Here is a 24,641-nt window from a genome sequence, read left to right on the forward strand (position 1 = left end):
AAACTGTTCCTTAAAAATTATTCAAAATATTCCCATGCAGGCATGATTTCTATTCTTTTGTCTTCTTGTACAAAAACATCATGCGAATTCTCGGTAAGGATTATACCTTTTTTAAGTTTAAAAAAATCCATTGCAGCCAATAAGCCTTTTATTTCCCGCTCCGTGTTATCATGCTCCAATTTTAAGCACACTTGAATACACATAGGGGTAGTATACGGATTGATAACAAAATCACATTCACAATTACCTTCGTTATAATAATAAATTTGCTTATCGTCAAAACTGCCGTATTTTCTACGCAACTCGTTAAATACGAAGTTTTCTAAAATATGCCCGGCATTTTCACTAAACGCAAAACCGGCGGTGCGTATAAAACCTATATCCGTAAAATAAACTTTTTTCGGTGCAAGGCTTTGCGCTTTTTGCGACCATGCAAATTTTTGAACCAAACTCAATAAATATGAGTTTTCAAAGTAGGAAAAATATTCCAAAATTGTCGTATGAGATTTTACACCGGCAACATTTTTTAGTTTGCTGGGAGAAATCAAAGAACCTGCATGTGAAGCTAAAAAAATATAGAGTCTTTGTAAAGAGCGTTCATCCGATACATTGTACCTGACAGCTATATCCCTGTATAAAATATCTTTTTGAAGCTGTGTTAAAATTTCGGGGTTTTTTAATTTTAAATACTCAGGAAAACCGCCCATTTGAAAATATTTCTTAAAAGAATTATATCCTCTTTTTGTCTTTGAAAAAGTTAAGTATTCGGAATATGAAAAAGGAAAAAGTTCTTTAACAATATGTCTTCCTGTTAGTTTTGTCCCCAGCTCCCTGCTTAAAAGTGAAGCATTGGAACCTGTGAGCACCACTTTAAATCCCTGGTCAAGTTTTTGGCGTACATAAAGCTCCCAATTTGCTGCAGTTTGAATTTCATCAAAAAAGATAAGCTTTATGCCGGTTTCGTCTATGATCTCATCTAAAATACCGTAGTCCGAAACTGAAAATTCAAGCAGACGCAAATCATCAAAATTTAAATAGAAAAACGGCTTTCCGGTCTTTTTTATAAATTGACGCAATAAAGTGCTTTTACCGCACCTTCTTACACCGCTTATAACAAGAGCATGATTTTTTATATCCGGAAGAAAATTTAAGGCAAATCGAAAAACACCGTCATCGGTATCTTTTATGCTTTCAACTTGACTTAAATATATCTCACTTAATCTCGCCTTTTGCATATATTAAAAGTATACACAAAAAATAAAATATGTCAATGGTAATGGCATAAATATGTCGATATCATCAACATATTTATGCCATTACAAATGGAGTATTATACCCCAACTCCAATACCTTTCATATACTCTTCAAGTTTTACGGTAAATCTGCGCATTTCCTCCGGCTGAATATCACCTATATTGGCAATGCGGAAAGTATTGATGTTTCCAAGTTTCCCGGGATAAATCGTAAAACTGTGTTCCCCAGCAAAATCATGCAAGGCGTCAAAACTGTACTTAGGAGTTTCAGGCTCTAAAATTGCCGTAATAAACCGGCTTTGATGTTCTTCTTTTACCAGCATTTTAAGACCGAGTTTTTTAACGGCTGCAACCAAAATCTTCCAGCATTCACTGTAACGCTCATACCGCTTTTGCACTGTTTCCTGTTTTGTTTCAAGCACAGCCTGACGCAGTGCATACATGGTTTGTACCGGAGGAGTAAAACGGGTTTGGTGCGTTTTTGTAAAGTAGGCATACTGGTCATAAAGGTTTAAATAGTAATTCCGCATGGGATAATCTTTTGTTTTTTCAAGCTCAGCCTTATTGCAAATGACAAAGCCGACGCCCGCCATCCCTTGAATATTTTTGTTACTGGTAGAAGCCATAAAGTCAATACCCAAAGTTTTTAAATCCATAGGCATTCCGCAATAGGCACTGACAGCGTCCACAACCGTAACCATGCCGTATTTTTTTGCCATAGGGCAGATAATATGCAAGGGATTCAAAAGACCTGTCGTTGTTTCATGGTAGACACAGGCAAGGTGCGTGTATTTTTTTGTTGCAAACTCCTCTTCAAGTTTTTGTAAATCAAGCGGCTCATAAGTTGAGCTTTTAAAAACATCCATCGGGATTTTATAAACTTCTGCAATTTTTGCAAGGCGGGCACCGTAGGAACCGTTGTCTATTACCAAAAGCCGTCCGGTGTCAGGTATGCATGAAGAAATCATAACCTCATCAGCCCCCGTACCGGAGCAGCCGAACATAACGGTTTCGTATTCGGCGGGATTGGTTTCAGGAGCGAGCGCAAACAGTTTAAGTTCATCGCAGAGCCACTGCATTAAGTCTCCGAATGCTTTTTCGCGCGGGCAAATATCGGCGGCGACTTGGGCGTATTTTACGCTGTCCGTAGTGGTTGCAGGGCCGGGATTAAGAAGCACCTCCCTGCGTACTGCACGCAGCTGCTCATTTTCGATTATATGAGGATAGATATTTTTTACAGCCATCTCTAAATGCTCTTCATTATCTATTTCTCTCCAAACAAAGTATTCAATTTTTTTTATTGCAACGGCTTCGGTTTTAGCAGTTTCCAAAAGAGCATGTTCATATTCCATCTTAGGTAAATCGCCGCGATGAGCTTGTGCAAACTCACACATCTTATCCAATGTACATTTGGTTAATTTTGTAATACCGACAAGTTCTCCGAAAATATTTTTTAAAGAATCCTTATTTTTAGAAAGTCCTGTAAGACAAGCCTTGTCATCAGCTTCAAGATACACCTCATCTCCGGATTGGGTAGCACCGCTTGCCAAAATAAGATTTCGCCGAGCATCGTTTATCAGCACAAACAAACCGGCAGAATCATAAATCAGGTCGGACTCTAAAAGTAAAAAACTTCCGTCCACAAAAGGAGCGCACACTTCAAGGGTTCCCATGCTTCCGGTATTTGCGTAGTTTTCATTTTTTACAGTTGTAATTGCAGAATATTTTTCGGCAAGCCGCTCATAATATTCGCTGCAATGTCCGGTGCCGATTATAATTTTTTCAATTCCCTGTGCAAGGAGTTTTTTTACCGACTGCTCTACAATCGGAGTGCCGCCTATTTCCAAAAATCCTTTCGGCATTGTTTTTGTTTTATCTTTTAAACGCGAGCCCAAACCGCCCGCCAAAATTACAGCTTGTTTAATCATTTTTATCCTCCAAAAAATTCATAAAAGCCTTTTTGTTTTCGATAGGAGAAGATTTGGGTCTTCCCAAATCCTGCCGCGCCCCCTTAGATACTAATACCTCGATAAAAACGGAACCGGCATTTGTGCATAATTCCTTTAACTGTGAGTTTAACTCTTCAAGGGTTTTAACACAGAAAACCCTATCATAACCGCAAGAGCCGGCAACAGCGCACAGGTTAATCTTTCTTCCTACAGTAGGTTGACCGCCTACAGAATCATGTGCACCGTTATTCAAAACTATATGTACCATGTTTTTCGGTTTTTGTGTGCCCACCGTAGTCAATGCTCCAAGATGCATAATTGCAGCTCCATCTCCGTCTATACAAAAGACTTTTTTATCGGGTTTACTTAAAGCAATTCCGAGAGCAATTTGCGAAGCATGTCCCATAGAGCCTACCGTTAAAAAATCTTTGGCATGACCTTGGCTATGCTTATCGCGCAGCTCGTAAAGCTCCCGTGATGCCATCCCCGTGGTGGAAACAAAACAGGCATTTAAAGGAGCATTCAGTATTATTTTTTCGATTGCTTCCTCGCGGCTTATCTCGGCGGGAACAGCTTCATTTGTTTTTAATTTATAAGAATCGAAAGTACCTTTTTTAATAATTACGGCATACGGAGAACTTTCAGTTTTAATGTGCACATAAGCCTTGCTGATTTGCGCTTGGGCTTCTTGTTCTTCTTCTTTTAAAATGCAATAGGGTATTTCCATTGCCTCAAGAAGAGAGCAAGTTACCCTGCCTTGTTTGATATGCTGCGGCTCATCATGCACATTAGGCTCCCCGCGCCAGCCTATTACAAGCAGCATGGGCACTGAATATACTTCTTTATCCGCAAGCGACAGCAGAGGATTAACCGTATTTCCCAAACCGGAATTCTGCATGTAAACAAGCGGCACGCTTCCCGTTGCAAAATAATGCCCTGCGGCAAGCCCTACCGCACAGCCTTCATTGGCTGCAATAATATGATTTTTACTTCCCGCCGTATCGGTTAAATATGCGCAAAAGTTTTTTAAAAGAGAATCGGGCACACCCGTAAAAAAATCAGTGCCGTTTTCTTTTAGCAATTCATAAAAAAACTGAGGTCTTATCATTTATTTAGTTCCCGGAATAAGTTCCAAAATTTGTTTAATCGAAAGACACAATTCATTCACTTCTAAAGAGCGCTCAGCTTCCAAAATAGTTTGAGCCGCTTTAAGCATTGCAGGATACGAAGCGCGCAGCATGTGGTTTGCATAAATGATTATATTTGCACCCCAAGCAGCCAATTCTTTTTCAGTAAACTGATTGTAAGTAGTAGGCACTAAAACTATCGGAACTTTTTCGTATTCCTTTCTAAAGCGTCCGCAAAACTCTTTTATGTCGTTTCCGTGTTTTTCCTTACTGTGAATCATAACGCCGTCGGCACCGGCTTTTACATAGGCAAAGGCGCGCTCCAAGGCTTCGTCCACAGTACCGCCTGCAATTAAGGCTTCAAGACGGGCAATAATCATAAAGTCCTTTGTAACTTGCGCTTTTTTTCCTTCGGAAATTTTATGAGAAAACTCTTCGACAGAAGCCAGTTCCTGTTTTGCTTCCGTACCGAAAAGACTGTTCTTTTTTAAGCCTACCTTGTCCTCAATTATAATTGCAGAAACGCCGTTACGCTCAAGGGTGCGGACAGTAAAAACAAAGTGTTCAGGCTTTCCGCCGGTGTCTCCGTCATAAATAATAGGCTTAGTGGTGCATTCAAGAATGTCTGTTAAACTTTGCAGACGGGTTGTAAGGTCAACCGCTTCAATGTCGGGTTTTCCCTTACTGGTAGAATCGGTGAGGCTTGAAGACCACATTCCGTCATAGCGGTGAACCCCGTCATCTTTTTGCACTTCAAGGTTTTCGATAATAAGACCTGAAAGGCCGGAATGAGCTTCCATTATTCGGACTATGGGCTTAGCTTCAATAAGGCGGCGCAAGGTTTTCCTTCTTATATCGGGAGTAGTGCCTATGCTGTGCATATTTGAAGCAAGCGCACTTGAATTGATTCCCTTTGTGTACGGAACTTCAATAACTTTGCCGCCCCATTCTTTCATCACTTCGATAACTTCATCGCGGATTTTACTTAAAGAGCCGGTTTTCCAATCATCGCCGTGAATAATAAAATCAGGTCTTATTTTTTTTAAGTTCGGAACATAAGACCAGTCTTCCTGCGGGACAACTTCGCTCACACCCTTTATGTTTTCTACAACTTGCTTACGCTGCTCATAAGTGAGATACGGAAGCCGTTTATGTGAAACGATTGCACTGTCGGTTAATAAGCCGATTATCAGATGCCCGTGTTTTGCACCCTCATTGATGATGTTTATAATCCCCGGGTGAATAATATCTCCGGTAAGTCCCAGATAAATTGTTTTTTCCATAAATAAAATTCCTTGCAAGATTATATTTTAAAATTTTTAGTTAGCTCCTCAGCCTTTTTTATAAGAGGCTGATACAGGGTTCTAAAACGATCCCAAGAAGAAAAAAGAAGATTTAATGCTTCAACAACATCTTCTTCTCGTTCAGGATACTCGTGGGCAAGATTATTTCTGATGACCCTAAAAAACTGCCAATCATTTACGGAAGACAATAAGCCTAATTTTTCAAGCCTATTAAGTACATCGATAAACGGAATTATTCTATCATCGTTTTCCAACACCTCATAGAGGGCAGGAATTAATCTTAATCCGATACAATCCTGTAATTTTGAAAACCTGTACAAAAACTGATCTAAAACGGCAACTCTTTCATCATCAAAAGAATTAATGCTATTTTCGGTAAGAGGAAAAAAAGGTTCTAAACATCCTAAAGCTTTTAAAATCCTTGCTTCGTGTTTTTCACACTCCTCTTTAGCAGAAATAAGCTTTAATCTTTCTACCTCTCCCATAAAACAAGACCATCCTTATACGCATTTTTTACAACCAATCTTTTATCCTCTACTCCGTATGAAGTGATAAGATCAATCCTCCGTTCTCCAAGTTTGGTTTGAATTTCGGCTAAGGCATTAATCTTTTCCCTAAAAGCTGAGGAAGGCTCGGAGGGAGTTTCAACCAGGAGATCTATATCTCCGCCTTTTTTACCGTCATCAGCACGGGAACCGAAAAGAATTATCTTAAAAACTTCAGGAAAATTCTTACAAATAGCATTTATTATAATATTCTTCGACCATTCATCTAAACGCATAAAAATCCCATGTCGTTTACTTAAAATCACTCATCTGCAGGCAGCTTGGAAAGGTTTTGAGCATAAAAAAAGCTCTTTATTTTTCAAAAGAGCACAAAAAACCATTGCTTTTTTATAGTTTTTATAAAAAAGCTAATCAAAAACAAATTACCGGCCGCCTGCAAAAGATCGCCGAAACAGATTCAGTTGCAAAAAAACCTCGTCACCCGATAATACACTAAAAATTAAAGACTTTCAATAGGTTTCTAAAAATAAATAAAAAAAATGCCTAATCCGGCTCATAAGCCGTTTTATGCAATTCGATAATTTTTCGATGTAAAAAATGATCCACCATCTCTTTTTCGGCCATGCCTAAAGGCTCCCCATTATCGCCTATTATGGGAACCGCATAAATATCTTTTTCGGTATAAAGTTCATATAAATCTTTAAGACCTGTTTTTGCGGAACAAAAAGTATTTGCAGGCTGCATAATATCCATTGCAAAAACACAATCATAGATAGCCGTCATTGTCAATGTTTCTTTTAGATGCTCAAGGCTTATCATACCGGCAAGGCAGCCGTCGGCATCTTTAACGGCATAATTTAAGTTAGGGCTGCGGCTAAAAGAATCTATTATGGCACTCAAGGGCATATTTTCAGGAATTATTGCAGGAGAATCTGAAGAGCAGATTGTTTTTCCATTCCATACAACATCCCCGACTGATAATGTACATAGCAAATCTTCCTCGGTAATATCCAGACCGCATTCTCCTGACTTTTTTACCCCGTATTTTACGCATATGGGACCGGCCAACTGGACTATAAAGGTTGTTGCAGTAATTATGAGCAGAATAGTCGGTCCTATTGTATCAGAAAAATCATGTCCGGCCGAAATAGAAAGACCGATAGCAACACCGGCCTGACTTAAAAGACAAAACGGCAAATACTTTCTGACTGTTTCCGGAGCCTTTGTAAGCCAAGATCCCATGATAGAGCCTATTGTTTTCCCAAATGTGCGTAAAAAAACATATAAAAGAGCTAAAAGCGCAACAAAGGGTGTAACATTCCAAATATTCAATTTGGCTCCCACCAAAACAAAAAACAGCACATATATGGGAGGAGTAAAATTTTCTACCAATGTGAAAGTGGAACGGGTTTTTACCGGAGCAAAATTAACCATAAAAAAACCCAAAGCCATCGCAGCCAAAATGGTATCAAGGCTGAGAAGATAAGCAATCCCTGTAGAAAGAAGGAGACAACCTAAAGAAAAGCCTAAGATACGGCCGGGATCGGTCATCATATTTCTGATTATGAGACTTAAAAAAAAGCCTATTATACTGCCCAAACAAATAGACCCGAAGATATTATATAAAAGTAAAAGAATTTGTTTTCCGAAACTTGCAGTTTGTGCTCCCAAAAGAGAGGCAGCTATCGATGAAGCAAGTGCATACAAAACCAAAGCTACGGCATCATCCATAGCAACAATACCTAAAACTGTAGTAGTCAAAGGCCCCCTTGTTCTGTTTTCTCTCAAAACATCCGTGGTCGCAGCAGGAGCCGTCGCCGAAGATATAGCGCCTAAAATCAATCCTAAAGAAATTGAAGCCGGAAAATTCTTTGTAACAAAATATGAAACAACGGAAACTACACTTGAAACCGTTATAAACGGAACTATGGATTCAAAAATCAAAATACCGACAAATTGAGCTCCATATTTTTTGATTACCTTGGTTTTTAACTCTCCTCCGATCAAAAAACCTATAAGAGCAAGGGCTATACCTGACAAAGGATCCAAAGCCGTAATTATTTGTGCAGACAAAATCTGAAAGCCCGACTGTCCTATTATGATACCGATCACAATATAACCTACAACCTGAGGTATCTTTAATTTTTTAAACAAGGTTCCGCCGATGGCGCCTAAAAGTAAAATTATTCCCAAAAGTAAAATGAGATTTGTATTTTCAAGCCGTGAAAAGTGCATAAAAGCGGGAAGGAATTCAGCCAATTTATTCATAATTGTAAATAATAGCTCATTCAAAAAAAAAAGTAAATAAGTATACCGGTATAAAACGCAAATTTCTCAATTTTGATAAATTGACAAGGTTTAAAAAAGAGTATAAACTCTTTTCTATGACCTTATATGAATACTATATTATCTATCCTGATGGAGAAAAACAAGAAATTAACGGCCCGGTATCGGTCGGAACTTTTTTGGATATAAACGGAAATGAGCTGCCGCAAAGACTTCCTACAAATAAGATGATCGTTTATCAGGTACAAAGTAAACGGACTATCGAAAACCGAGGAATAGTTCAAATCATTTATATTGTCGAACAGCTCGATGCAGAAGAACTTTTAAATTATGTTTAAACACTTAAAACTATACGCAATAAATGATAAATACTTATAACGAAAGTGACTTACACAAAAGCCTGAAAGAGCATTTTTGCCCTCAAAAGGCCAAGATGGAACAAGCTCTTTTAGGAAGCATCTGTGATATTCTTTGCGATAACGGAAAAGTCATAGAGATACAAACTTCAAATTTGAGTGCACTGCGGTCAAAATTAGAAAAATTTTTACCTAAACACAAGGTTATGATTGTCTATCCAATAGCCGAAGATTCGTACATAAGGGTTATAAATACTGACGGAACAACAAAATGTACAAGAAAAAGTCCTAAGCATGGCTCATTTTTTCAAATTTTTAAGGAAATGTCGGGGGTTTACCATCTGATAGACAATAAAAATTTAAGTTTTAAACTTGTATATATAAGCTGTGAGATTATAAAATCCGATACGGATACCAAAAAAAAGAAAGGATACGGAATTATAAACAAAAAGCTCATAGAAATACATAGAATTGAAGACTATAAAAATATGAAAGCAATATGCAAAAAAGTTTTAAACCTTCTCCCTGAAGAATTTACGAATAACGATATAAAAAAACTGGGAGCAAAAAAACACGCTTCTTATACGAGCTGGTTTTTAAAAAAAACTGAAATTATATGCTCCGCAGGTAAAGAAGGCAGATTTACACTATACAGAAAAATTAATGACATATAAAAAAGGGTTAAAACTTCTTTAATAAAAAGTTCTAACCCTTTTTAGAATAAAAATTATATTTTACAAATAAAAAGCCTTTTACCCGTAAAAGTTATTTTACCAGTTATCGGACATATCGTCTTCATCCCGCATATCAACTTCATATAAGTCGCTTACGACACGAAGATCATCAAAGTAGATATAATAATGACCGTAAGCTTCTTCCGGATCGCATTCGATTCTGAAACCTACAATCTTAAGTCCCATACTTGTTCCATAGTGATAATCTTTTTGGATAATACCTGTTTTACCGGCAGAATTCTGCGGCGGGATAGCAACAGTCATAAGCTTCCAACCTGAATGGTTTAATTTTCCTACATAAAGCTCAAATCTTTTTCCCCAAAAATCTTCTACTATGAGTTTCATGGTATGCGGATAACTTCGTCCTACAACCCAAACACTTGCAGTCTTGGCAATTCCTTCTACGGGAAGAGCCTTTGTCGCATGAACTTCAAAAGAATTATGTCCGCGTCGATAAAATGAAACCTTAACACCTAAAACCTTTTCATCGGTAAGCTCAAGACCTTCCTCTGCAGGAATGGGCTTCTTATTCATAGGATTACCGTTAAAAAGTCTGGATCGTATTACACCTTCATCTGCAGACATCATTGAATACCAAGTGCCTTCAGTTTCAAACTTTTCGATAGAAACTTCTTTAATTCTCTGCTGAGCGGAATCAACACCGACTTTATTCGGGTCAGCAGCTTCTATTGTAGAAAAGTTGTCGTTTTGCTGAGCAAAAGAAAATGCAACAAATCCTGCCAAAAACAAAATTATAGCTATACTCTTTTTCATTATTTACCTCCACACCGCACCTATTCGGTTTTTTCACCATCGATAGACAAATCAGCCAATTCATATCCGTCATAAGAATCGACAAACACGTCTGTCAAGGCTTTAAATTCATCAAAAAATATCTTAAATGAATCAACTCTTTCAAAAGGAGCAGTTCTGATTCTAAAAGCTACAAAAGTAAGTTTATTTTTATTTCCGAGATATTTGGATGCCTGAGGAATGTTTGTAGGAACGGTAACATGCATATTTTTCCATCCCTTAAAGTTAACGGGACCTAAGGGCAATGTATGAGTTCGTCCTTCGCAATCTCGTACGAGGATTTCGATGTAGTAGTAATATCCTGCACCCCAAACCCACATATCCAATCGGTGTATATTTCCTTTAAAGGGGATTTCATAGGGCTTGCCGTCTTTAGCAGGAACAATGTCAACCCAGTTATCGCCTTTTCGGTTAAACTTAAACTCCAACCCAAGAAATTTAGCATTTTCATCATCATTATTCATTACTTTTACAGCACGGGGCATACCGTCAAGATATTGAATCTTAGGATAACCCTCAGTAATAAATTTGCTTCCAACAGGCTGATAAGCCCAACCCTGACCGTCAGGATTGTCAAATGTATCAACCATATAAGTTTGATAATTAATCGAACCACTCTGCGCCGTTAAAGGTGCAAATGCGAACAACAACATTAAAGCAATGCCCGCAAAAACTAAACCGCCATGTTTCATGTATAACTCCTTTTGTTTCGTTTCAAACTCTGTGTTGTATTATATTGTAAAAAACATTATTTGTCAAACAAAAAACAACATTTTCTGCAAAAAATAAACACACATAGTCAGTATCGGCAAATTACATCCGTTTCTACAGGGGTTTTTGAATATAAAATCCCTGTTATCGACATTATACCAAATTTATGTTAGAATATCAATCGCCTTATGACCGAATTAAGTAATTTTTCAAAAGCAATTCGCGATCCGATATGGAAACACATATGGATGAGCGGCGAATTATATGCAATTACCAAAGAAAAGCCCTTTATGCGCCTGTACAATATAAAACAGCTTGGGCCGGCGGAACTGGTATATCCGGGAGCAAGCCATACAAGAGCCTCGCACAGTATAGGAGTTTACAATACCGCCTTAAAAATGCTCAATATTTTATTAAAAAAAGGGGCTGATGCTTGGGTTTCAAAGCAGGGAGCGATGTCATTTTTAACGGCTGCCCTACTCCATGATCTCGGGCATTTTCCTTTTACTCACTCTTTAAAAGAATTAAAATTAAAAGAGCATGAAGATCTGACGGGAGAGCTGATTTTAAAAGAGCCCATGCGCTCTGCAGCAGCCAAAACCGGAGCAGACCCTGAACAAACAGCAGCCATAATAAGCGGAAAAGGTAAAAAAGATGCCGAAACGGTCTTTTTTCAAAAGCTTCTTTCGGGAGTTCTTGATCCCGATAAACTGGATTACCTTAACAGAGATGCTTTTTATTGCGGTGTTCCTTACGGAATTCAGGACACCGACTTTATTCTTTCCCAGCTGCTTCCGGATAAAAAAAACGGGATAAAAATAGAATCAAAGGCAATTTTAAGTGTTGAAAGTATCTTATTTTCAAAATATCTGATGTATAAGTCGGTTTATTGGCACAAAGACGTACGTATAGCGACCGCTATGATGAAAAAAGCTATATTTGCCGGAATGGAAAAGGAAAAATTTTGCCCCGAAGCTCTTTATCATCAGGACGATGAAGGTATTTTCAGACTCTTGGAAAAAAGCACTTATCCCGAAAAGAAACCGGCCGAAGACTTGCGCATCGGTAAAATATACCGAATCATAGCCGAAGAAGATTTTAAAGCCGAAAACCCAAAACATCAGGATTTGGAAGACCTCCATAAACGAAGAGAAGCTGAAGAAATTTTGGCCGAATACTTTTCGGCCAAAACAGGAATGAACATCGGCCATGAAGAAATTATAATCGACATACCCGAACGTATTTCTTTTGAATCCGATCTTTTTATAGAGGATGAAAAGAAGGTATTTACTGAAAGTTCTACCGTGTTTTCGAAAGAATTTATAAAAACGCTAGTTCCTTCCTTACGAAAAATACGGGTCGCAGTTTCAGACAAAATTCACAAAAAAGTTATAAATCTTCCTCAAACAATCTTGCCGATTTTTTAAATATCGGGTAAAATAGATTAGCAGTTTTGATAAACCTATGAGCGGATTAACCTAAGGAGAGTATTTATGATCATTCATAATGTTATGGAAGACTTGGTATATACCGAAGTCAACAAAGTATTTGATGAGGCCGAAGAAAAAAATGAAAGCTGGCTTACATGCAGTTGTATGCAATGCAGAATCGATACTATGTGCTATGTACTCAATCGGGTTAAACCCCGTTATATAAAATCGGGAAGAGGTTTGGCTCATTTTTTAAAATTCGAAAAGAACGAAAAAATTCAGATAATGGCAGATATTACGAGCCTGGTAATTGAGGGTATGCACAGGGTTCTTTCTACTCAAAGGCCTCACGACCATGAACCTATGCTCGAAAACGAAAACGCTCCCGTTTTTAACTTTCCTGCAATTACCGGGAATGTTTTAAACGGAAGCAACTTTAACCCCATGGAAGATGTCACCATAAGCCTTAAAATGAACGGCGAACTGGTTCCTCAAATGAGTATTTTGTGGGATAATCCGTACACAATATCAGACAAAACACCGGGAGCCTATACTTTCTGCCCCAAAGCAGTGCCTGCAAAAAAAGCAGGAGATACGGAAAAATTTATTTTTGTCTTAAAGGCAGAAAAAGAAGGTTTTGATCCGACCAACTTTTCTTTTGAACTGGATATAACGGCTGAAGACAGAGTAAATGCACCTTTGGATTCTTCAAATTTTTATCAAATTAAAAATTTATTTTTATGTACACACAGTGAGGAAGATTAATGACTAAACCTAAAGCCTTAGTATTACATGCAACAGGTACCAATAGGGATGGAGATGCTGCAAGAGCCTTAGAACTTGCAGGGGCCGAACCTGAAATTGTGCATATAAATAAACTTAAATCCAAAGAAAAAAATTGGAAAGATTATGCAATTCTTGTAATTCCGGGCGGTTTTTCTTATGCAGATGCCCTTGGAGCAGGAAAGTTATTTGCCTTGGATTTAAGCAATTATTTTTTTGATGAGGTAAGCGAATTCGTTTTAACGGGAAAACCCGTCATAGGAATTTGCAACGGCTTTCAGGTTTTGGTAAAATCGGGCATCCTCCCCGGCAAAGAAAAATACGGTAAAATCGTCTTAGAAAAAAATGCCTATAAAAACAGACAGGCTACCCTGACTTATAACAAACAGGGTAGATTTGAGTGCCGATTTACAACTATGATTCCTCAAAAATCCAATTGCATTTGGACAAAGGACCTAAAAGGCAATATACACTGCCCCATAGCCCATGGGGAAGGCAGATTTTTAACCGGCTCACAAAAAACTCTTGACAGCTTATTCGAAAAAGGACAAGCAGCCCTTCTCTACGGAGGAAAAGATGCAGATAAGGGGATTCCTGCAAACGGAGAATACCCTTTTAATCCTAACGGTTCTCTTGCAGACATAGCAGGCATATGCAACACAAAGGGAAATGTGCTGGGCCTCATGCCCCATCCCGAAAATAACGTGGTTATAAGGGAAAGAGATTCGGAACTTGAAAAAGAACGCACAAAACTCTGCCTTGATATGTGGAAGGCAGGAGTAAATTACGTTATTTAAAAAATATCTTGAGGTATTTACATGAATAATTTTTTTCAAAAAATAAAACCGATTTTTTTTATTTTAGTTTTGACGATTTTTGCCGTTTCCTGTTCAAATAAAATAGGATACGGAGTAGTAAACTGGTCTATTCCCGAATACAATCTTACTGCAGGCGATATTATTCCGGTTTATGTAAGATCAAACATAGAAAAGGTTTACATTGTAGGCTTAAACGAAAAAACGAGTGTCAGGGTCGAAATTCCGCTTTGGCAGTTAAGTTTTTTTGAATCAAAAAAACAAGCCGTCAAATTTCAATCTAAACTTGCAGAACAAAAACACAATTATGCGAAAGTTAAGTTGGATGGGCTTCCTATGAGATCAGATCCTGATAATAACTCCGCTCCTGTATACAGATTAAAAGAAGGACAGATTGTTAAAATTCTTTGGCTGGGCGAAGGAGTTCCTGTATTAAAAGGCGGAAAACCGATGGACGGTCAATGGTACAGGGTATTGACGGGAGACGGTATAAAAGGCTGGTGTTTTTCGTATAATCTTGCAATCTACGACGAAACAAATAAAGAAACTTCGGAAAATGCGAATTTAGCTCAAGAAACTGATGCAGAACTTGAGGCGATTTTAAGCGAATTTTGGTATCCCGAAAACTACCGCAAGATGATTAACAATAGACAAATCGACCTCGATAAAATGAGTTTAACATGGGGCTTTTTTCCCGGCTTGCGCTCCGGTATTGCCAGAGTTGAGCTTGAGAATACGAAAATTTCTTTTCCCTACACAAGGGTCATCAAGACAGGAAATAAATACAACTTTGAAGGCTCAAATCTTTCGATGCAGATAAGGGGAAAGGATATTATAACTATTGAATTTTCGGATAAAAACGGAAAACACAGGCTGGAAAATTTTATAACCTTAAATGCCACACCCGAAGATATAATCAATAAAGAAATAAAAAGACGGGAGATGCTGATAGACAAAATAGCAAAAACTTCCTCAGAATTTAAATCGGAAAATTTCGGTTCATTAAAAATAATGTCCGATGGTCAGTTTATTTGGAGCGGTTATACCCTTATCTCTCCTTCTATTATACCCTCGGGAGCAGGTTCTTCGGGAAAGGTAAGCATAAAGAATTTTTTGGATAAAAAGCTTTCAACCGACTATCAGGGGGCTTTGAGTTTTAGATTTGAAAAAACGGCAGAACCTGTTGTGTTTATGTACAGTATTTCCTCCAAAGGCCTACGCCTTGAAGCAGTAGAACCTTCAGGAATAAAAGATAATATTGTAATGCGCAGAAGCCTAAATCCGGTAATTTTATTCTTTTCTGCAGATTAAAAGCCATGCCCTTTATTCAGCTTTCAAAGATATCTCTCGCCTTCGGCGACAGAGACATTTTAAAAGACGTTACTCTTATTTTAACGGCAGGAACCAAGGCAGCTCTTACGGGAGCAAACGGCTGCGGGAAGTCTACCTTAATGAAAATCGTTGCAGGTCAGATAAAAGCCGACTCAGGGGAGATAGCCTCAGAAAAAGATACATCAATAGCTTACTTACCGCAGTCAGGGATAGTCCACAAGGGTAAAACCTTGGCGGAAGAAGCCGAAACCGCCTTTGCCTACGGCTACGATATTATCAAGGCCATGGATGAGGTTGGCGAAAAGATGAAAACCGAAAAGGATGAGCAAAAACTCCTCGTCTTGGCAAACGATTATCACGCCTTGCAGACCAGACTTGAAAATTCAGGCTGGAATTCAAAAAAAGGGCTTATCGACGAAACCTTACGCGGCTTGGGCTTTTCTTCTTCCGATTTTAATAAGAACGTCCAAGAGTTCTCAGGCGGCTGGCAAATGCGTATTGCCTTAGCAAAGGTTCTTTTACAAAATTCCGACATAATTGTTCTTGATGAGCCCACAAACTACCTCGATATTGAAGCCCGCTCTTGGCTTGAACTTTGGCTCAAAAAATTTAAGGGAGGCTTTTTACTTGTAAGCCATGACCGCTACTTTTTGGATCAAACGGTAAACGAAACTTACGAGCTTTTTAAGGGAAACCTAAAAAAATATAAGGGAACTTACAGCGATTATGAAAGAATAAGGACTGTTGAAGTTGAAGGCCTTATAAAAGCCTATGAGCAGCAGCAGGAAGAAATTGCCAAAACCGAAGACTTTATCCGTAAATTCAGGTATACTGAAAGCCGGGCAGCTTTGGTTCAGGACAGAATAAGGCGGCTCGAAAAAATGGAAAGGATTGAGCTTCCCGAACACCTAAAAAAAATCCGCTTTAGTTTTCCTCCGGCACCTCATTCGGGTAAAATAGTCCTACAGGCAGAAGGAATAAGCAAAGCTTATAGGATGGCTTCCGGTACTCACAGGGTAATTGAAAATTTGGATTTAACCGTCGAAAAGGGAGAACGCCTTGTTTTGGCCGGAAAAAATGGAGCAGGAAAGTCAACTCTCTTGCGTATTCTTGCGGGAGAAGATAAAGATTTTACGGGGAACTTAAAAGAAGGTGCCGGGGTTAAAATGGGATATTTTTCTCAAGACGAATCGGAGACCATTACGGGAAGCGAAAGCATAATAGACCTTCTCGAACGCTCGGCCCCTACCGAACTTGTTCCTAAACTATATGATATGCTAGCAGCCTTTTTGTTCAGAGGAGACGATATTTATAAGAGCCTTTCGGTACTATCCGGAGGAGAAAAATCGAGACTGGCCCTCCTCCTTCTTCTTTTAAAACCCTTGAACCTTTTAATCTTGGATGAACCTACAAACCACTTGGATTTACACTCCAAAGATGTGCTCTTGGATGCCCTAAAACGCTTTGACGGAACCGTAATCTTTGTGTCTCACGACAAGGGTTTTATACAAGACCTTGCAACGCGGGTTTTGGAACTCAAAGCCGATGAAGAAGGATTCCGGCCTTCAAGGGTAAGGAATTTTCCGGGAACATACGATTATTATCTTTACCGCATTGAACAAGAAAAAGCCGAGGACGATTCCAAAACTTCCGTAAATGGAACAAAACCTCAAGCAGCAGCTCAGCCGGCAAGCTCGGCTCCGCCTAAAAAAGCTTCAATGCTTTCCTATGAGGAGCAAAAAAAGCTCCGCTCGGAAAGAAGAAAATTAGAAAAAGAAGAAGAGCGGCTTTTAACCGAAATAGAAAAATGCGAAGCTGAAATCGCCGAAAATGAAGCCCTTTTAGCCGAGCCTGAAGTCTACTCCAACGGCGAAAAAAGTAAAGCCGTTCAGAAAAAAATAGAGGAGCTGAGAGCAAGGGCTGAGGAGCTTTCGGAAAGCTGGGCAGAGGCTGCCGGCAAATTGGAAAATAGTCTTTAAAAGTTAAAAAACTTAACAGCCCTCCTGAAAAGAGCTTTCGACACTGTAAGACTCCTTTACCACTTTAACGAAGTTATCGGGATTACAAGCACTCCGTCTTTACGGCAGTATGCAGCACTTGCCAAGCCGCATATAACCCCCATTACTTTCGGATAATTTGCGCCCTCGGCTTTTAAACTATCCCTTATCTTAATAAGGTTTGCGGCGGCCTCGTCTATTTGATTGGCGCCGAGTTTAATTTCAAATGCGGCCCAAGAACCGTCCTGCATTTCGATGACCGCATCTATCTCCCTATTTTTATAATCCTGATAATGATATACTGTAGAATCAAAGGTATCGGCATAAACCTTTAGATCTCGTTCACACAAGGCTTCAAACAAGAAGCCCAATGTAGACAAATCGGATAAAAGAGTTTTTTCTCCGGCCCCCAAAAGAGCACAAGCAAGTGACGGATCAGCAAGATGTCTTTTTTCCATTTGTTTAATGCGCACCGAAGACCTCATATTATGAGAAAAAGGTCTTTGATTATCTGTTAAAAAAAGACGATCAAAGATATCAAGATAGGTTGCAGTAGTTTCTATATCGATATCCTCGTAATCGGCGGAGCTAATATCGTTTTTGAGAGTACGGTTTGATGCCGTACTGCTTTCATTTCGGGCAAGGGATTTAAGGAGGAGCTTCATTTTTGAAGCATCTCTTTTTATACCATCAATTCTAAACACATCATCTTCTAAAACGGCATAGAGGTATTCTGCTGTCGTTTTTGATGAGTTTTTAGCGCTATTGCCTACATTTGCAGGCCACCCGCCTCTGATTATAAGATTTATAATATCAAGTAACCCAACTTCTTTTATTGGGGAAAAACAAGGTTTTCCCTCACAAACCTCTTTTAAGGACACCTCTCCTGTAGAATCCTTTGACTCATACAAAGACATAGGTCTCATTCTCAATCTGCCTATCCGTCCGGCACCGCTGTGTAAAATTCCCTTATGATTGGGAGTTGCTGAACCTGTAAGTATAAATTGCCCTTTTTTATTCCTTTTATCCACCTCAAAACGGACTGCATCCCACAAAAGAGGAACATCCTGCCATTCATCGATAAGACGCGGTGTCTTTCCCTCAAATACAATATCGGGACTCATTTCAGCCATTTTTCTGTTTTGAAAAGCACCTTGCGGTGAACCCAGATAAAAAAAACTCTTACTGTGATAGGCTGAAGACCATGTTTTACCGCACCATTTAGGCCCTTCTATACAGACGGCACCAAAGAGAGTCAAATATAAATCTATTTTGTCATCCACAGCACGGGGGATATAATTTTGAATCTTCATCCTATAAAATTCCCTCTAAATAAATTATATACTAATCCGATAGATTTTGCAATAATAATCCGATATATTAGGAGTATGTGGTAAAATTAAGAAACTAGGATTATTTTTGTTTTTTTTCTTGATCGAGTTTTTTGTCGGCAAATTGGAATAGCTTTCCGGAACTTACAAGATAGGCGCCTGCAGCCAAAAAGATTACAAACATTGCGATACCGAATATCTTCATAAAATCCCCGCCCTTACTGCCGAAAAAGTAAACAAGGCTGTATAATACCGTAATATTACATATTGCAGCGATTAAGTCATAAAGGAAAAATTTATAGAACGGGTATTTTACAAAGCCGCTTGTCATTGACACGGCATTTCTGACACCGAAAGGAATAAAGCGGCAAACTATGTAGGTAAACACCCCGTGTTTTTGAAGAGCTTTTAAAAGACGGTAGGTATTTTCTTTGGTGATAATTTTCGAAAAAAGCCCCATAGATACAGAGCCCTTCGAAATAAGTCTTCCCCAAAAATAAACCATACAGTCGCTTATAATCGCTCCTGCATAAAGCGCAATTAAAAAATGCGGAATGGAAGCCTTTTCACCTTGAGAAAGAACAGCCGACATTGCGACAAGTACGTCTTCAGAAATAGGTACATTAAAACCGCCTAAAATCAAACCAAGAAACACTACCAAGGGGAAATAAGTTATATAGTTACCTATCCAATTCAAAAACGCTGTCAACATGTAAGTTATGTTACATCATTTTAACTAAAAGTTCAAGCTCTTTTTGCCATATTTTTACCGATATTTCGGACGGCATAATCCACTCGCCGCGAGGCGAAAGAGAAAATCCCGTAACAGAGGCTCCTTCCGGACAGCATGATCTTTTAAACTGCTGAGAGAAAAATCTCTTGTAAAAAATATTCAGCCATTTTAAAATTTCGGTCTTGGAATAAGCACAATCCTTAAAAGCTTCAAGAGCAAGAAAATAAACCTTTTTAGGAGAAAAACCGTTCCCTATTGCATGATAAATAAAAAAATCGTGAAGTTCATAGGGGCCTATTATATCCTCAGTTTTTTGAGAAATTTCTCCGTTTTTAGGCGGAAGAAGTTCAGGGCTCACAGGCGTATTTATTATACTCGATAAAATCTCAAAAAATGCGGCATTTTTCTTTTCATCTTCAAAAAAAATCTTATCATCGGCAAAGCTTAATATGCAATCTTTTAAAAGGGTCTTAGGAATCGAAGAATTTACCTCGTACATCGACATTTGGTCGCCCCCGTAGGTCATCCATCCCAAAGCCGATTCTGACAAGTCTCCGGAACCGATCATGATGCCCCCGATTTGATTTGCCTTATCCATTAAAATTTGGGTCCGCTCACGGGCTTGCGCATTTTCATAAGCAATATCGTGATTTTTGATATCCTGCCCTATATCCGAAAAATGCTGTAACAAAGCCTTATCTATAGGAATTTCCAAAACCGTGCAGCCCAATATTTTTGCAAGTTCTAAGGCATTGTTTTTTGTTTTTTCGGTTGTACCGAAGCCCGGCATCGTAACGGCATGGATATTTTTTAAATCGGCATCCAGAAGTTTAAGCGAATAAGCACTTACAAGAAGAGCCAATGAAGAATCCAAGCCTCCTGAAATGCCTACCACACATTTTGAACAGCCTATAAATTGAAGCCGCCTTGCAAGCGAAGCACTTTGAAGAAAAATAAGTTCCGAAAAAAAGTTCTTATAAATAAATTTTTTATGAACAGCACCACAATCCGGTAAAAAAGGATTTTTTGCTACAGACCGATTCAAGACTTTTTTATTTTGAAGTCTTTCTTTTTCGATTAAAATTTCCCAATCGGCGGCATTATAACTTAAAGAACGATTAAAGGATTGTAAAAATGAAATATCAACATCGGCAGCCAAATAAAGTTCTTTTTTTGAAGAAAAGGGTTCTTTTTTTAAAATAGATTCTTTTACAAACGAGGTAAACTCAAGCTCTTTTCCGTTTTCATAAATGCCGCATTCTCCTGCAAAAATATAATCGGAAACCGGCTCCCCTATTCCGCAGTTTGCAAAAAGAACTGCCGAGTTTTTTTCTGCCGAAAGAGTTTTGTATCTTTGTCTTAGTGTTGAATCGAAAAGAGGCCGAGTCCTTTGAACAAGAGGATTTAAAATTAAATCCGAACAAGAATCGGGATCAAAGGAAAAGGAAAAATCCTTGCTCGGCAGATTCAAAGACTCTGCCCCATAGCTTACAATAAATTTAAGATGCTTCCCAAAGGGAATATTTTCGCCGCCAATAGAAATATGGCAAGGATCTTCTTTAAAATCATAAAAAAATGAGCTTAAAAATTCCTCAGGACCATGCGGCACAATAGCCGATATTTTACCTCTGCCTATTATGGCCGAGCAAGTATAAAGTCTTTGTCTATATAAAAAAGGAAAACCGATAACGGACAAAACGGAAAAGGACGAAGTCTTCTCGGCTATGCTGCAAACAGTCTCCCAAGCTTTTTCGATTAAAAGGTTTTGTTTAAAAACGGAACCCAAAGAAGCTCCTGTGATTGAAAGCTGAGGAAAAAGAATGAGATTTACACCTTCTTTTTCGGCTTTTTTAATTTCTTGAATATGAAGGCTTAAGTTTAAATCCAAGTCTGCAAGGGAAATTCTAGGAGAAGAAACCGCAAAACGGTAAAACCCCAGCTCTTCAATATAAAAATCAAAGCCTTTTTTTTTATTCATTTTTTTTCCTTTTTTTTGTCTTGCAAATAAAGAATAAGCGTCGCAGCAAGAGAACCTAAAATCATTAGGGCGCATAAAATCTGTCCTGTCGATATGTTTTTCCATGATTCGTAAACATAAATATTTGCAGATCCGGTTCCCAAGGATATGGGATATCCCTTGTTTGCATCAGGCTGGCGGAAGTACTCTATAAAAAATCTAAAAAAACCGTAGCCCAAGGTATAGACACAAACCAAAAAACCGTTAAATGGCTTTTTTTTGCGAAGAAGCCATAAGATAAGCCAAAGCACAATTCCTTCAAACAAGGCCTCATAGAGCTGACTCGGATGACGGGGAAGATTTATCATGGCAGCGCCTTCCTGTACGGCGATACCGGCTTTTTCGGCAAAATCCCTTACCCAGCTTTCACTCAAATAAAAACGGTCAAAAAACGGTGCTTGCGGGAAAATCATGCCTATTTTAGAGGTAGTTATTCTCCCGTAAAGTTCTCCGTTTGCGAAGTTACCTAAACGTCCGAAGGTATAACCAAGAGGTATAGAGACAGCCATAAGGTCTGCTACAGCGGCAAATTTAAATTTATATTTTTTTGCCCAGAGCACAACCCCTAAAAAACCGCCTATAAAGCCGCCGTGATAGGACATACCTTGAAGACCCGTAAAAATCAAGCGGCCTTCCCCATCCCTTGCAAAAGGCCAAAATATGAGCCAAGGAGCTTTTAAATAGGTTTCGGGATTATAAACAAGGGTTCCGAAAATTCTAGCCCCTAAAATAAGGCCTAAAATTCCCCAGATAAAAAGATCGGCAATATCATCTTGAGTCATAGCTTTTTCACTGCCGGAATACTTTTCAAATTCTCCTTTTTTTACCTGATAAGAGAACAAAAAATAAGCAATTCCAAAGGCAACAAGGTACATAAGACCGTACCAGCGTAAAAAAGGCAGCCCCGGAATAATTTCCGGATGAAGCCATGAAGGATATTGTATAGCTAAAAGCATTTTAAAACCCCTTATTGATCTAATTCGACTTCTTTAATAGGTGAACATATAATTTGTCCCGTCTTTTCATCAAATTCAAAAAAGACATTGTGATGAGTTTCCATAACTTCAAAATAACGGCCGTGACTTTCGAGAACTACTCCGGGGTAAACCGAGCCTGTAACCTTTATTTTTGAAGGAATGTGAAATTCAAAGTTTTCTTTTAAGTTAAATATACGTACCGTAAGAGCACTGTTCCGTTTTAAAAGTTTAACTTTCTTTTGACGCAGGGCATCGACATCCGGAGGATTTCCCTGTAAGTCTTTTTCAATCTTTTCAAGCTCAATATTATTAGCTTCCATTTCTTTTTCGCGGACTTCAATCTCATCCTTAATTAAATAATCTTGTCCGAACGAAATAATGGTTCTTAAGGTTTTTTCGGCGCCCAAATCATGGACGGATACGCCTTTTGCAGCATGAATACTTCCGCCGAGCAATACACCGGGACTTCCGGTCAAATAAACCGTGCCGTTTGTCTTTACCAAACACTTAAAACAATATGAGGCTATGCTTATATCTCCGCCTGAAAAAACCCGCGCATTTTCTGCATATTGAAGATTGGTTTTATCTTTAGCCCAAGCTGTACCGCGTCCTTTTCCGTTTATACCGCCGTTTAATATAAGAGAATCTTCGGAATATATTAAAGCTTTTTCGACCGTACCGGTAATAGTCAACTTACCCTTCGATTTTACCCGCACATCGTCTTTAATATCTCCCGTAATTATAAGATTACCGGGAAAACTTATATCGCCGAATTTCGGATCTATGTCGTTTTGAATTGTTTTAAGAGACGAAATTGAAAGAGCATTATTGAATAAAGAAAGCTCTCCGGATTCTGCTGCAAAAAATTTGATGACGTGTTTTTCTTCAGTAACTTTTACCGTTTCATCATTAGCAGGAATGTCTGAAGGCTCTGCATTTTTGGGATCAATGGTTTCTCCAAAAACATTTTTACCCTTTTCTCCCTTAGGCATAAGACGAGCTGTCAATATAAGAGCATCTTTTTCGACAGTTGCGGTGTGAAGTTCTTCATTAAAATCTACAGCCCATTCAAGTTTATAGGAGTCGGGTGCAATAGGAGGAGTTCCGCTTAATATGACAAACTCACATTCATCATTTACTTTTCTGGCCGATTCTATGATTTCGTTTATTCTATCTTCCGAAACCGAATCAAGTAAGTTGACCTCATTTAAGGCAGTCTTTACGCCTATTATCGAAAGCCTCTCACCTGCACCAAGCCCCGACTGCAAGATAAGAGAGGCCTCCATCTTGTCACGGCTTATAACAGCCCTTACCTTTGCATCTCTGTATGGAACTATGCGGATTTTCAAACCTCGATCGGTATTTGCAATCAAAAGAAGCCCTGTTACTCCTGCGCGCAGTTCGGAATGGTTTTGCACTATGTTTCTTAAATCCAAGAAAAAAGGATCGTTTCCCGGAAGCCCCGGAATGGCCTGACCGTATACATCAACGCCGGCTTCGCCCAGGCCGGCATCTTCAACCTCATAAATAAGATCGCCTTTTTCGACAACAGTCAGAGTTTCGGCCTCTGAAAGAGGATAATCTTGATCGGCTGTGGGATTTTCCACATCCGCAGTACGTAAATCCGGCCGTTTTAAGCGGTCTGCCAAACGCTGTACCTCATGATCCGGAACTTGCTCAAAATGAGTTATAAGCTTTTTATCCGGACCTCTTTTTGGAGGCGAACCTTCGGCAATCTGCATGGAAAATTCCATCTCAGAAGAATTTACAAAATCGCTTAAACCCTCTTTTATTTTTGCAGTATCGATATTTGCAATATTACTTCGTTGAAAAAGGCGGCTGATTGTGGACATATCGACATCATTCGCAGAATCAGCGGCTTTTCGTACATAAAGATAGGCCGCTGTCTTATCGTTATTGGTAGTTATTCTTGCATCAAAGTTAGGATCAAGCTCAAGGGCTAGAGGAACAGGTTCTATACCCGAGCCTGTATGTTTTTTTAAATAATTTTCAATGGTGTTTTTACTTACAAGAGAAGAGCTTTTTATACCGTTTTTTTTTGCCTGAAGATATATATCGTCCGCTGAAGGGCAATTTTCAGACTCAAGGAGCTCAGTGAAGGTTAAAAACCACTTACCGCTGTTATTTTTCTTTAAAGTCCACGATTTATTTTCCATACACTTTTTC

The 24,641-nt window shown here is 38.8% G+C and carries 21 protein-coding genes; 7 read left to right on the top strand and 14 right to left on the bottom strand.

The features are described from left to right. Positions 1-17: 17 nt before the first annotated feature. The 7 genes from E4O01_RS06525 to E4O01_RS06555 all read right to left on the bottom strand — a co-directional run bounded on the left by E4O01_RS06525 (position 18) and on the right by E4O01_RS06555 (position 8,407). Positions 18-1,235 carry an ATP-binding protein gene (locus E4O01_RS06525; protein WP_253694972.1) on the bottom strand — a complete coding sequence of 406 codons (1,218 nt, stop codon included), beginning with the start codon at positions 1,233-1,235 and terminating at the stop codon, positions 18-20. A 95-nt stretch (positions 1,236-1,330) separates the two neighbouring features. Then, the gene (locus tag E4O01_RS06530; RefSeq protein ID WP_253694973.1) at positions 1,331-3,181 is read right to left on the bottom strand and encodes a 2-aminoethylphosphonate aminotransferase; all 1,851 of its coding nucleotides are present in this window, start codon (positions 3,179-3,181) and stop codon (positions 1,331-1,333) included. Then, positions 3,174-4,310: a phosphonopyruvate decarboxylase gene (gene aepY / locus E4O01_RS06535; protein ID WP_253694974.1), complete on the bottom strand. Its 1,137-nt coding sequence runs from the start codon at positions 4,308-4,310 to the stop codon at positions 3,174-3,176. Before aepY ends, E4O01_RS06530 begins: the two co-directional genes overlap by 8 nt. Continuing rightward, the gene (gene aepX, locus E4O01_RS06540; RefSeq protein ID WP_253694975.1) at positions 4,311-5,612 is read right to left on the bottom strand and encodes a phosphoenolpyruvate mutase; all 1,302 of its coding nucleotides are present in this window, start codon (positions 5,610-5,612) and stop codon (positions 4,311-4,313) included. Positions 5,613-5,632: 20 nt separating this feature from the next. After that, positions 5,633-6,118 (bottom strand): apurinic/apyrimidinic endonuclease family protein, encoded by a 486-nt coding sequence (locus E4O01_RS06545; protein ID WP_253694976.1) that lies wholly within the window; start codon positions 6,116-6,118, stop codon positions 5,633-5,635. After that, a complete protein-coding gene (locus tag E4O01_RS06550; protein ID WP_253694977.1) occupies positions 6,106-6,414 on the bottom strand; it encodes a nucleotidyltransferase domain-containing protein in 309 nt (102 codons plus the stop codon). Before E4O01_RS06550 ends, E4O01_RS06545 begins: the two co-directional genes overlap by 13 nt. 268 nt (positions 6,415-6,682) lie before the next feature. Next, positions 6,683-8,407, bottom strand: coding sequence for a cation:proton antiporter domain-containing protein (locus E4O01_RS06555; RefSeq protein WP_253694978.1), 1,725 nt, complete (start codon positions 8,405-8,407; stop codon positions 6,683-6,685). A gap of 116 nt (positions 8,408-8,523) precedes the next feature. Between E4O01_RS06555 and E4O01_RS06560 the strand changes: the two genes are divergently transcribed. Further along, the gene (locus E4O01_RS06560) at positions 8,524-8,763 is read left to right on the top strand and encodes a hypothetical protein (RefSeq protein ID WP_253694979.1); all 240 of its coding nucleotides are present in this window, start codon (positions 8,524-8,526) and stop codon (positions 8,761-8,763) included. Between the two features lie 95 nt (positions 8,764-8,858). Then, positions 8,859-9,455 (top strand): DUF8091 domain-containing protein, encoded by a 597-nt coding sequence (locus E4O01_RS06565; RefSeq protein WP_253694980.1) that lies wholly within the window; start codon positions 8,859-8,861, stop codon positions 9,453-9,455. Positions 9,456-9,551: 96 nt separating this feature from the next. On the opposite strand, the gene E4O01_RS06570 is transcribed toward E4O01_RS06565, so the two are convergent. Further along, on the bottom strand, positions 9,552-10,289 hold the full coding sequence (locus E4O01_RS06570) for a flagellar filament outer layer protein FlaA (RefSeq protein ID WP_253694981.1): 738 nt from the start codon (positions 10,287-10,289) through the stop codon (positions 9,552-9,554). Positions 10,290-10,309: 20 nt separating this feature from the next. Beyond that, positions 10,310-11,020 (bottom strand): flagellar filament outer layer protein FlaA, encoded by a 711-nt coding sequence (locus E4O01_RS06575; RefSeq protein WP_253694982.1) that lies wholly within the window; start codon positions 11,018-11,020, stop codon positions 10,310-10,312. A gap of 207 nt (positions 11,021-11,227) precedes the next feature. On the opposite strand from E4O01_RS06575, the gene E4O01_RS06580 reads away from it, so the two are divergent. The 5 genes from E4O01_RS06580 to E4O01_RS06600 all read left to right on the top strand — a co-directional run bounded on the left by E4O01_RS06580 (position 11,228) and on the right by E4O01_RS06600 (position 17,378). After that, on the top strand, positions 11,228-12,466 hold the full coding sequence (locus E4O01_RS06580; RefSeq protein ID WP_253694983.1) for an HD domain-containing protein: 1,239 nt from the start codon (positions 11,228-11,230) through the stop codon (positions 12,464-12,466). 66 nt (positions 12,467-12,532) lie between these two features. Continuing rightward, positions 12,533-13,234 carry a late competence development ComFB family protein gene (locus E4O01_RS06585; protein WP_253694984.1) on the top strand — a complete coding sequence of 234 codons (702 nt, stop codon included), beginning with the start codon at positions 12,533-12,535 and terminating at the stop codon, positions 13,232-13,234. Beyond that, a complete protein-coding gene (gene purQ / locus E4O01_RS06590; protein WP_253694985.1) occupies positions 13,234-14,049 on the top strand; it encodes a phosphoribosylformylglycinamidine synthase I in 816 nt (271 codons plus the stop codon). Before E4O01_RS06585 ends, purQ begins: the two co-directional genes overlap by 1 nt. Positions 14,050-14,070: 21 nt before the next feature. Beyond that, entirely contained in the window at positions 14,071-15,378 is a 1,308-nt protein-coding gene (locus tag E4O01_RS06595) for an SH3 domain-containing protein (RefSeq protein WP_253694986.1), read from the top strand. Positions 15,379-15,383: 5 nt separating this feature from the next. After that, complete coding sequence (locus tag E4O01_RS06600) at positions 15,384-17,378, top strand: ABC-F family ATP-binding cassette domain-containing protein (protein ID WP_253694987.1); 1,995 nt, start codon at positions 15,384-15,386, stop codon at positions 17,376-17,378. Between the two features lie 56 nt (positions 17,379-17,434). On the opposite strand, the gene E4O01_RS06605 is transcribed toward E4O01_RS06600, so the two are convergent. The 5 genes from E4O01_RS06605 to E4O01_RS06625 all read right to left on the bottom strand — a co-directional run bounded on the left by E4O01_RS06605 (position 17,435) and on the right by E4O01_RS06625 (position 24,631). Beyond that, entirely contained in the window at positions 17,435-18,709 is a 1,275-nt protein-coding gene (locus E4O01_RS06605; protein WP_253694988.1) for an ATP-binding protein, read from the bottom strand. Positions 18,710-18,809: 100 nt separating this feature from the next. Further along, positions 18,810-19,439 carry a DedA family protein gene (locus tag E4O01_RS06610; protein WP_253719348.1) on the bottom strand — a complete coding sequence of 210 codons (630 nt, stop codon included), beginning with the start codon at positions 19,437-19,439 and terminating at the stop codon, positions 18,810-18,812. Positions 19,440-19,449: 10 nt separating this feature from the next. Then, on the bottom strand, positions 19,450-21,438 hold the full coding sequence (locus E4O01_RS06615; protein ID WP_253694990.1) for an NAD(+) synthase: 1,989 nt from the start codon (positions 21,436-21,438) through the stop codon (positions 19,450-19,452). Continuing rightward, positions 21,435-22,433 (bottom strand): prolipoprotein diacylglyceryl transferase, encoded by a 999-nt coding sequence (gene lgt, locus E4O01_RS06620; protein ID WP_253694991.1) that lies wholly within the window; start codon positions 22,431-22,433, stop codon positions 21,435-21,437. The genes E4O01_RS06615 and lgt overlap by 4 nt, the downstream gene beginning before the upstream one ends. Before the next feature lie 11 nt (positions 22,434-22,444). Beyond that, positions 22,445-24,631, bottom strand: a complete 2,187-nt coding sequence (locus tag E4O01_RS06625; RefSeq protein WP_253694992.1) for a FapA family protein — start codon at positions 24,629-24,631, stop codon at positions 22,445-22,447. Positions 24,632-24,641: the final 10 nt, after the last annotated feature.

This window comes from Treponema sp. OMZ 790 (assembly GCF_024181285.1).
Taxonomy (GTDB): Bacteria; Spirochaetota; Spirochaetia; order Treponematales; family Treponemataceae; genus Treponema_B.

Bases quoted from the DNA above. Each gene is read 5' to 3' on its own strand.
- E4O01_RS06575 (WP_253694982.1), bottom strand. From the start codon at position 11,020: ATGAAACATGGCGGTTTAGTTTTTGCGGGCATTGCTTTAATGTTGTTG.
- lgt (WP_253694991.1), bottom strand. From the start codon at position 22,433: ATGCTTTTAGCTATACAATATCCTTCATGGCTTCATCCGGAAATTATT.
- E4O01_RS06595 (WP_253694986.1), top strand. From the start codon at position 14,071: ATGAATAATTTTTTTCAAAAAATAAAACCGATTTTTTTTATTTTAGTT.
- E4O01_RS06555 (WP_253694978.1), bottom strand. From the start codon at position 8,407: ATGAATAAATTGGCTGAATTCCTTCCCGCTTTTATGCACTTTTCACGG.
- E4O01_RS06585 (WP_253694984.1), top strand. From the start codon at position 12,533: ATGATCATTCATAATGTTATGGAAGACTTGGTATATACCGAAGTCAAC.
- E4O01_RS06530 (WP_253694973.1), bottom strand. From the start codon at position 3,181: ATGATTAAACAAGCTGTAATTTTGGCGGGCGGTTTGGGCTCGCGTTTA.
- purQ (WP_253694985.1), top strand. From the start codon at position 13,234: ATGACTAAACCTAAAGCCTTAGTATTACATGCAACAGGTACCAATAGG.
- E4O01_RS06610 (WP_253719348.1), bottom strand. From the start codon at position 19,439: ATGTTGACAGCGTTTTTGAATTGGATAGGTAACTATATAACTTATTTC.
- aepX (WP_253694975.1), bottom strand. From the start codon at position 5,612: ATGGAAAAAACAATTTATCTGGGACTTACCGGAGATATTATTCACCCG.
- E4O01_RS06605 (WP_253694988.1), bottom strand. From the start codon at position 18,709: ATGAAGATTCAAAATTATATCCCCCGTGCTGTGGATGACAAAATAGAT.
- aepY (WP_253694974.1), bottom strand. From the start codon at position 4,310: ATGATAAGACCTCAGTTTTTTTATGAATTGCTAAAAGAAAACGGCACT.
- E4O01_RS06580 (WP_253694983.1), top strand. From the start codon at position 11,228: ATGACCGAATTAAGTAATTTTTCAAAAGCAATTCGCGATCCGATATGG.
- E4O01_RS06600 (WP_253694987.1), top strand. From the start codon at position 15,384: ATGCCCTTTATTCAGCTTTCAAAGATATCTCTCGCCTTCGGCGACAGA.
- E4O01_RS06625 (WP_253694992.1), bottom strand. From the start codon at position 24,631: ATGGAAAATAAATCGTGGACTTTAAAGAAAAATAACAGCGGTAAGTGG.
- E4O01_RS06550 (WP_253694977.1), bottom strand. From the start codon at position 6,414: ATGCGTTTAGATGAATGGTCGAAGAATATTATAATAAATGCTATTTGT.
- E4O01_RS06545 (WP_253694976.1), bottom strand. From the start codon at position 6,118: ATGGGAGAGGTAGAAAGATTAAAGCTTATTTCTGCTAAAGAGGAGTGT.
- E4O01_RS06565 (WP_253694980.1), top strand. From the start codon at position 8,859: ATGGAACAAGCTCTTTTAGGAAGCATCTGTGATATTCTTTGCGATAAC.
- E4O01_RS06525 (WP_253694972.1), bottom strand. From the start codon at position 1,235: ATGCAAAAGGCGAGATTAAGTGAGATATATTTAAGTCAAGTTGAAAGC.
- E4O01_RS06615 (WP_253694990.1), bottom strand. From the start codon at position 21,438: ATGAATAAAAAAAAAGGCTTTGATTTTTATATTGAAGAGCTGGGGTTT.
- E4O01_RS06570 (WP_253694981.1), bottom strand. From the start codon at position 10,289: ATGAAAAAGAGTATAGCTATAATTTTGTTTTTGGCAGGATTTGTTGCA.
- E4O01_RS06560 (WP_253694979.1), top strand. From the start codon at position 8,524: ATGACCTTATATGAATACTATATTATCTATCCTGATGGAGAAAAACAA.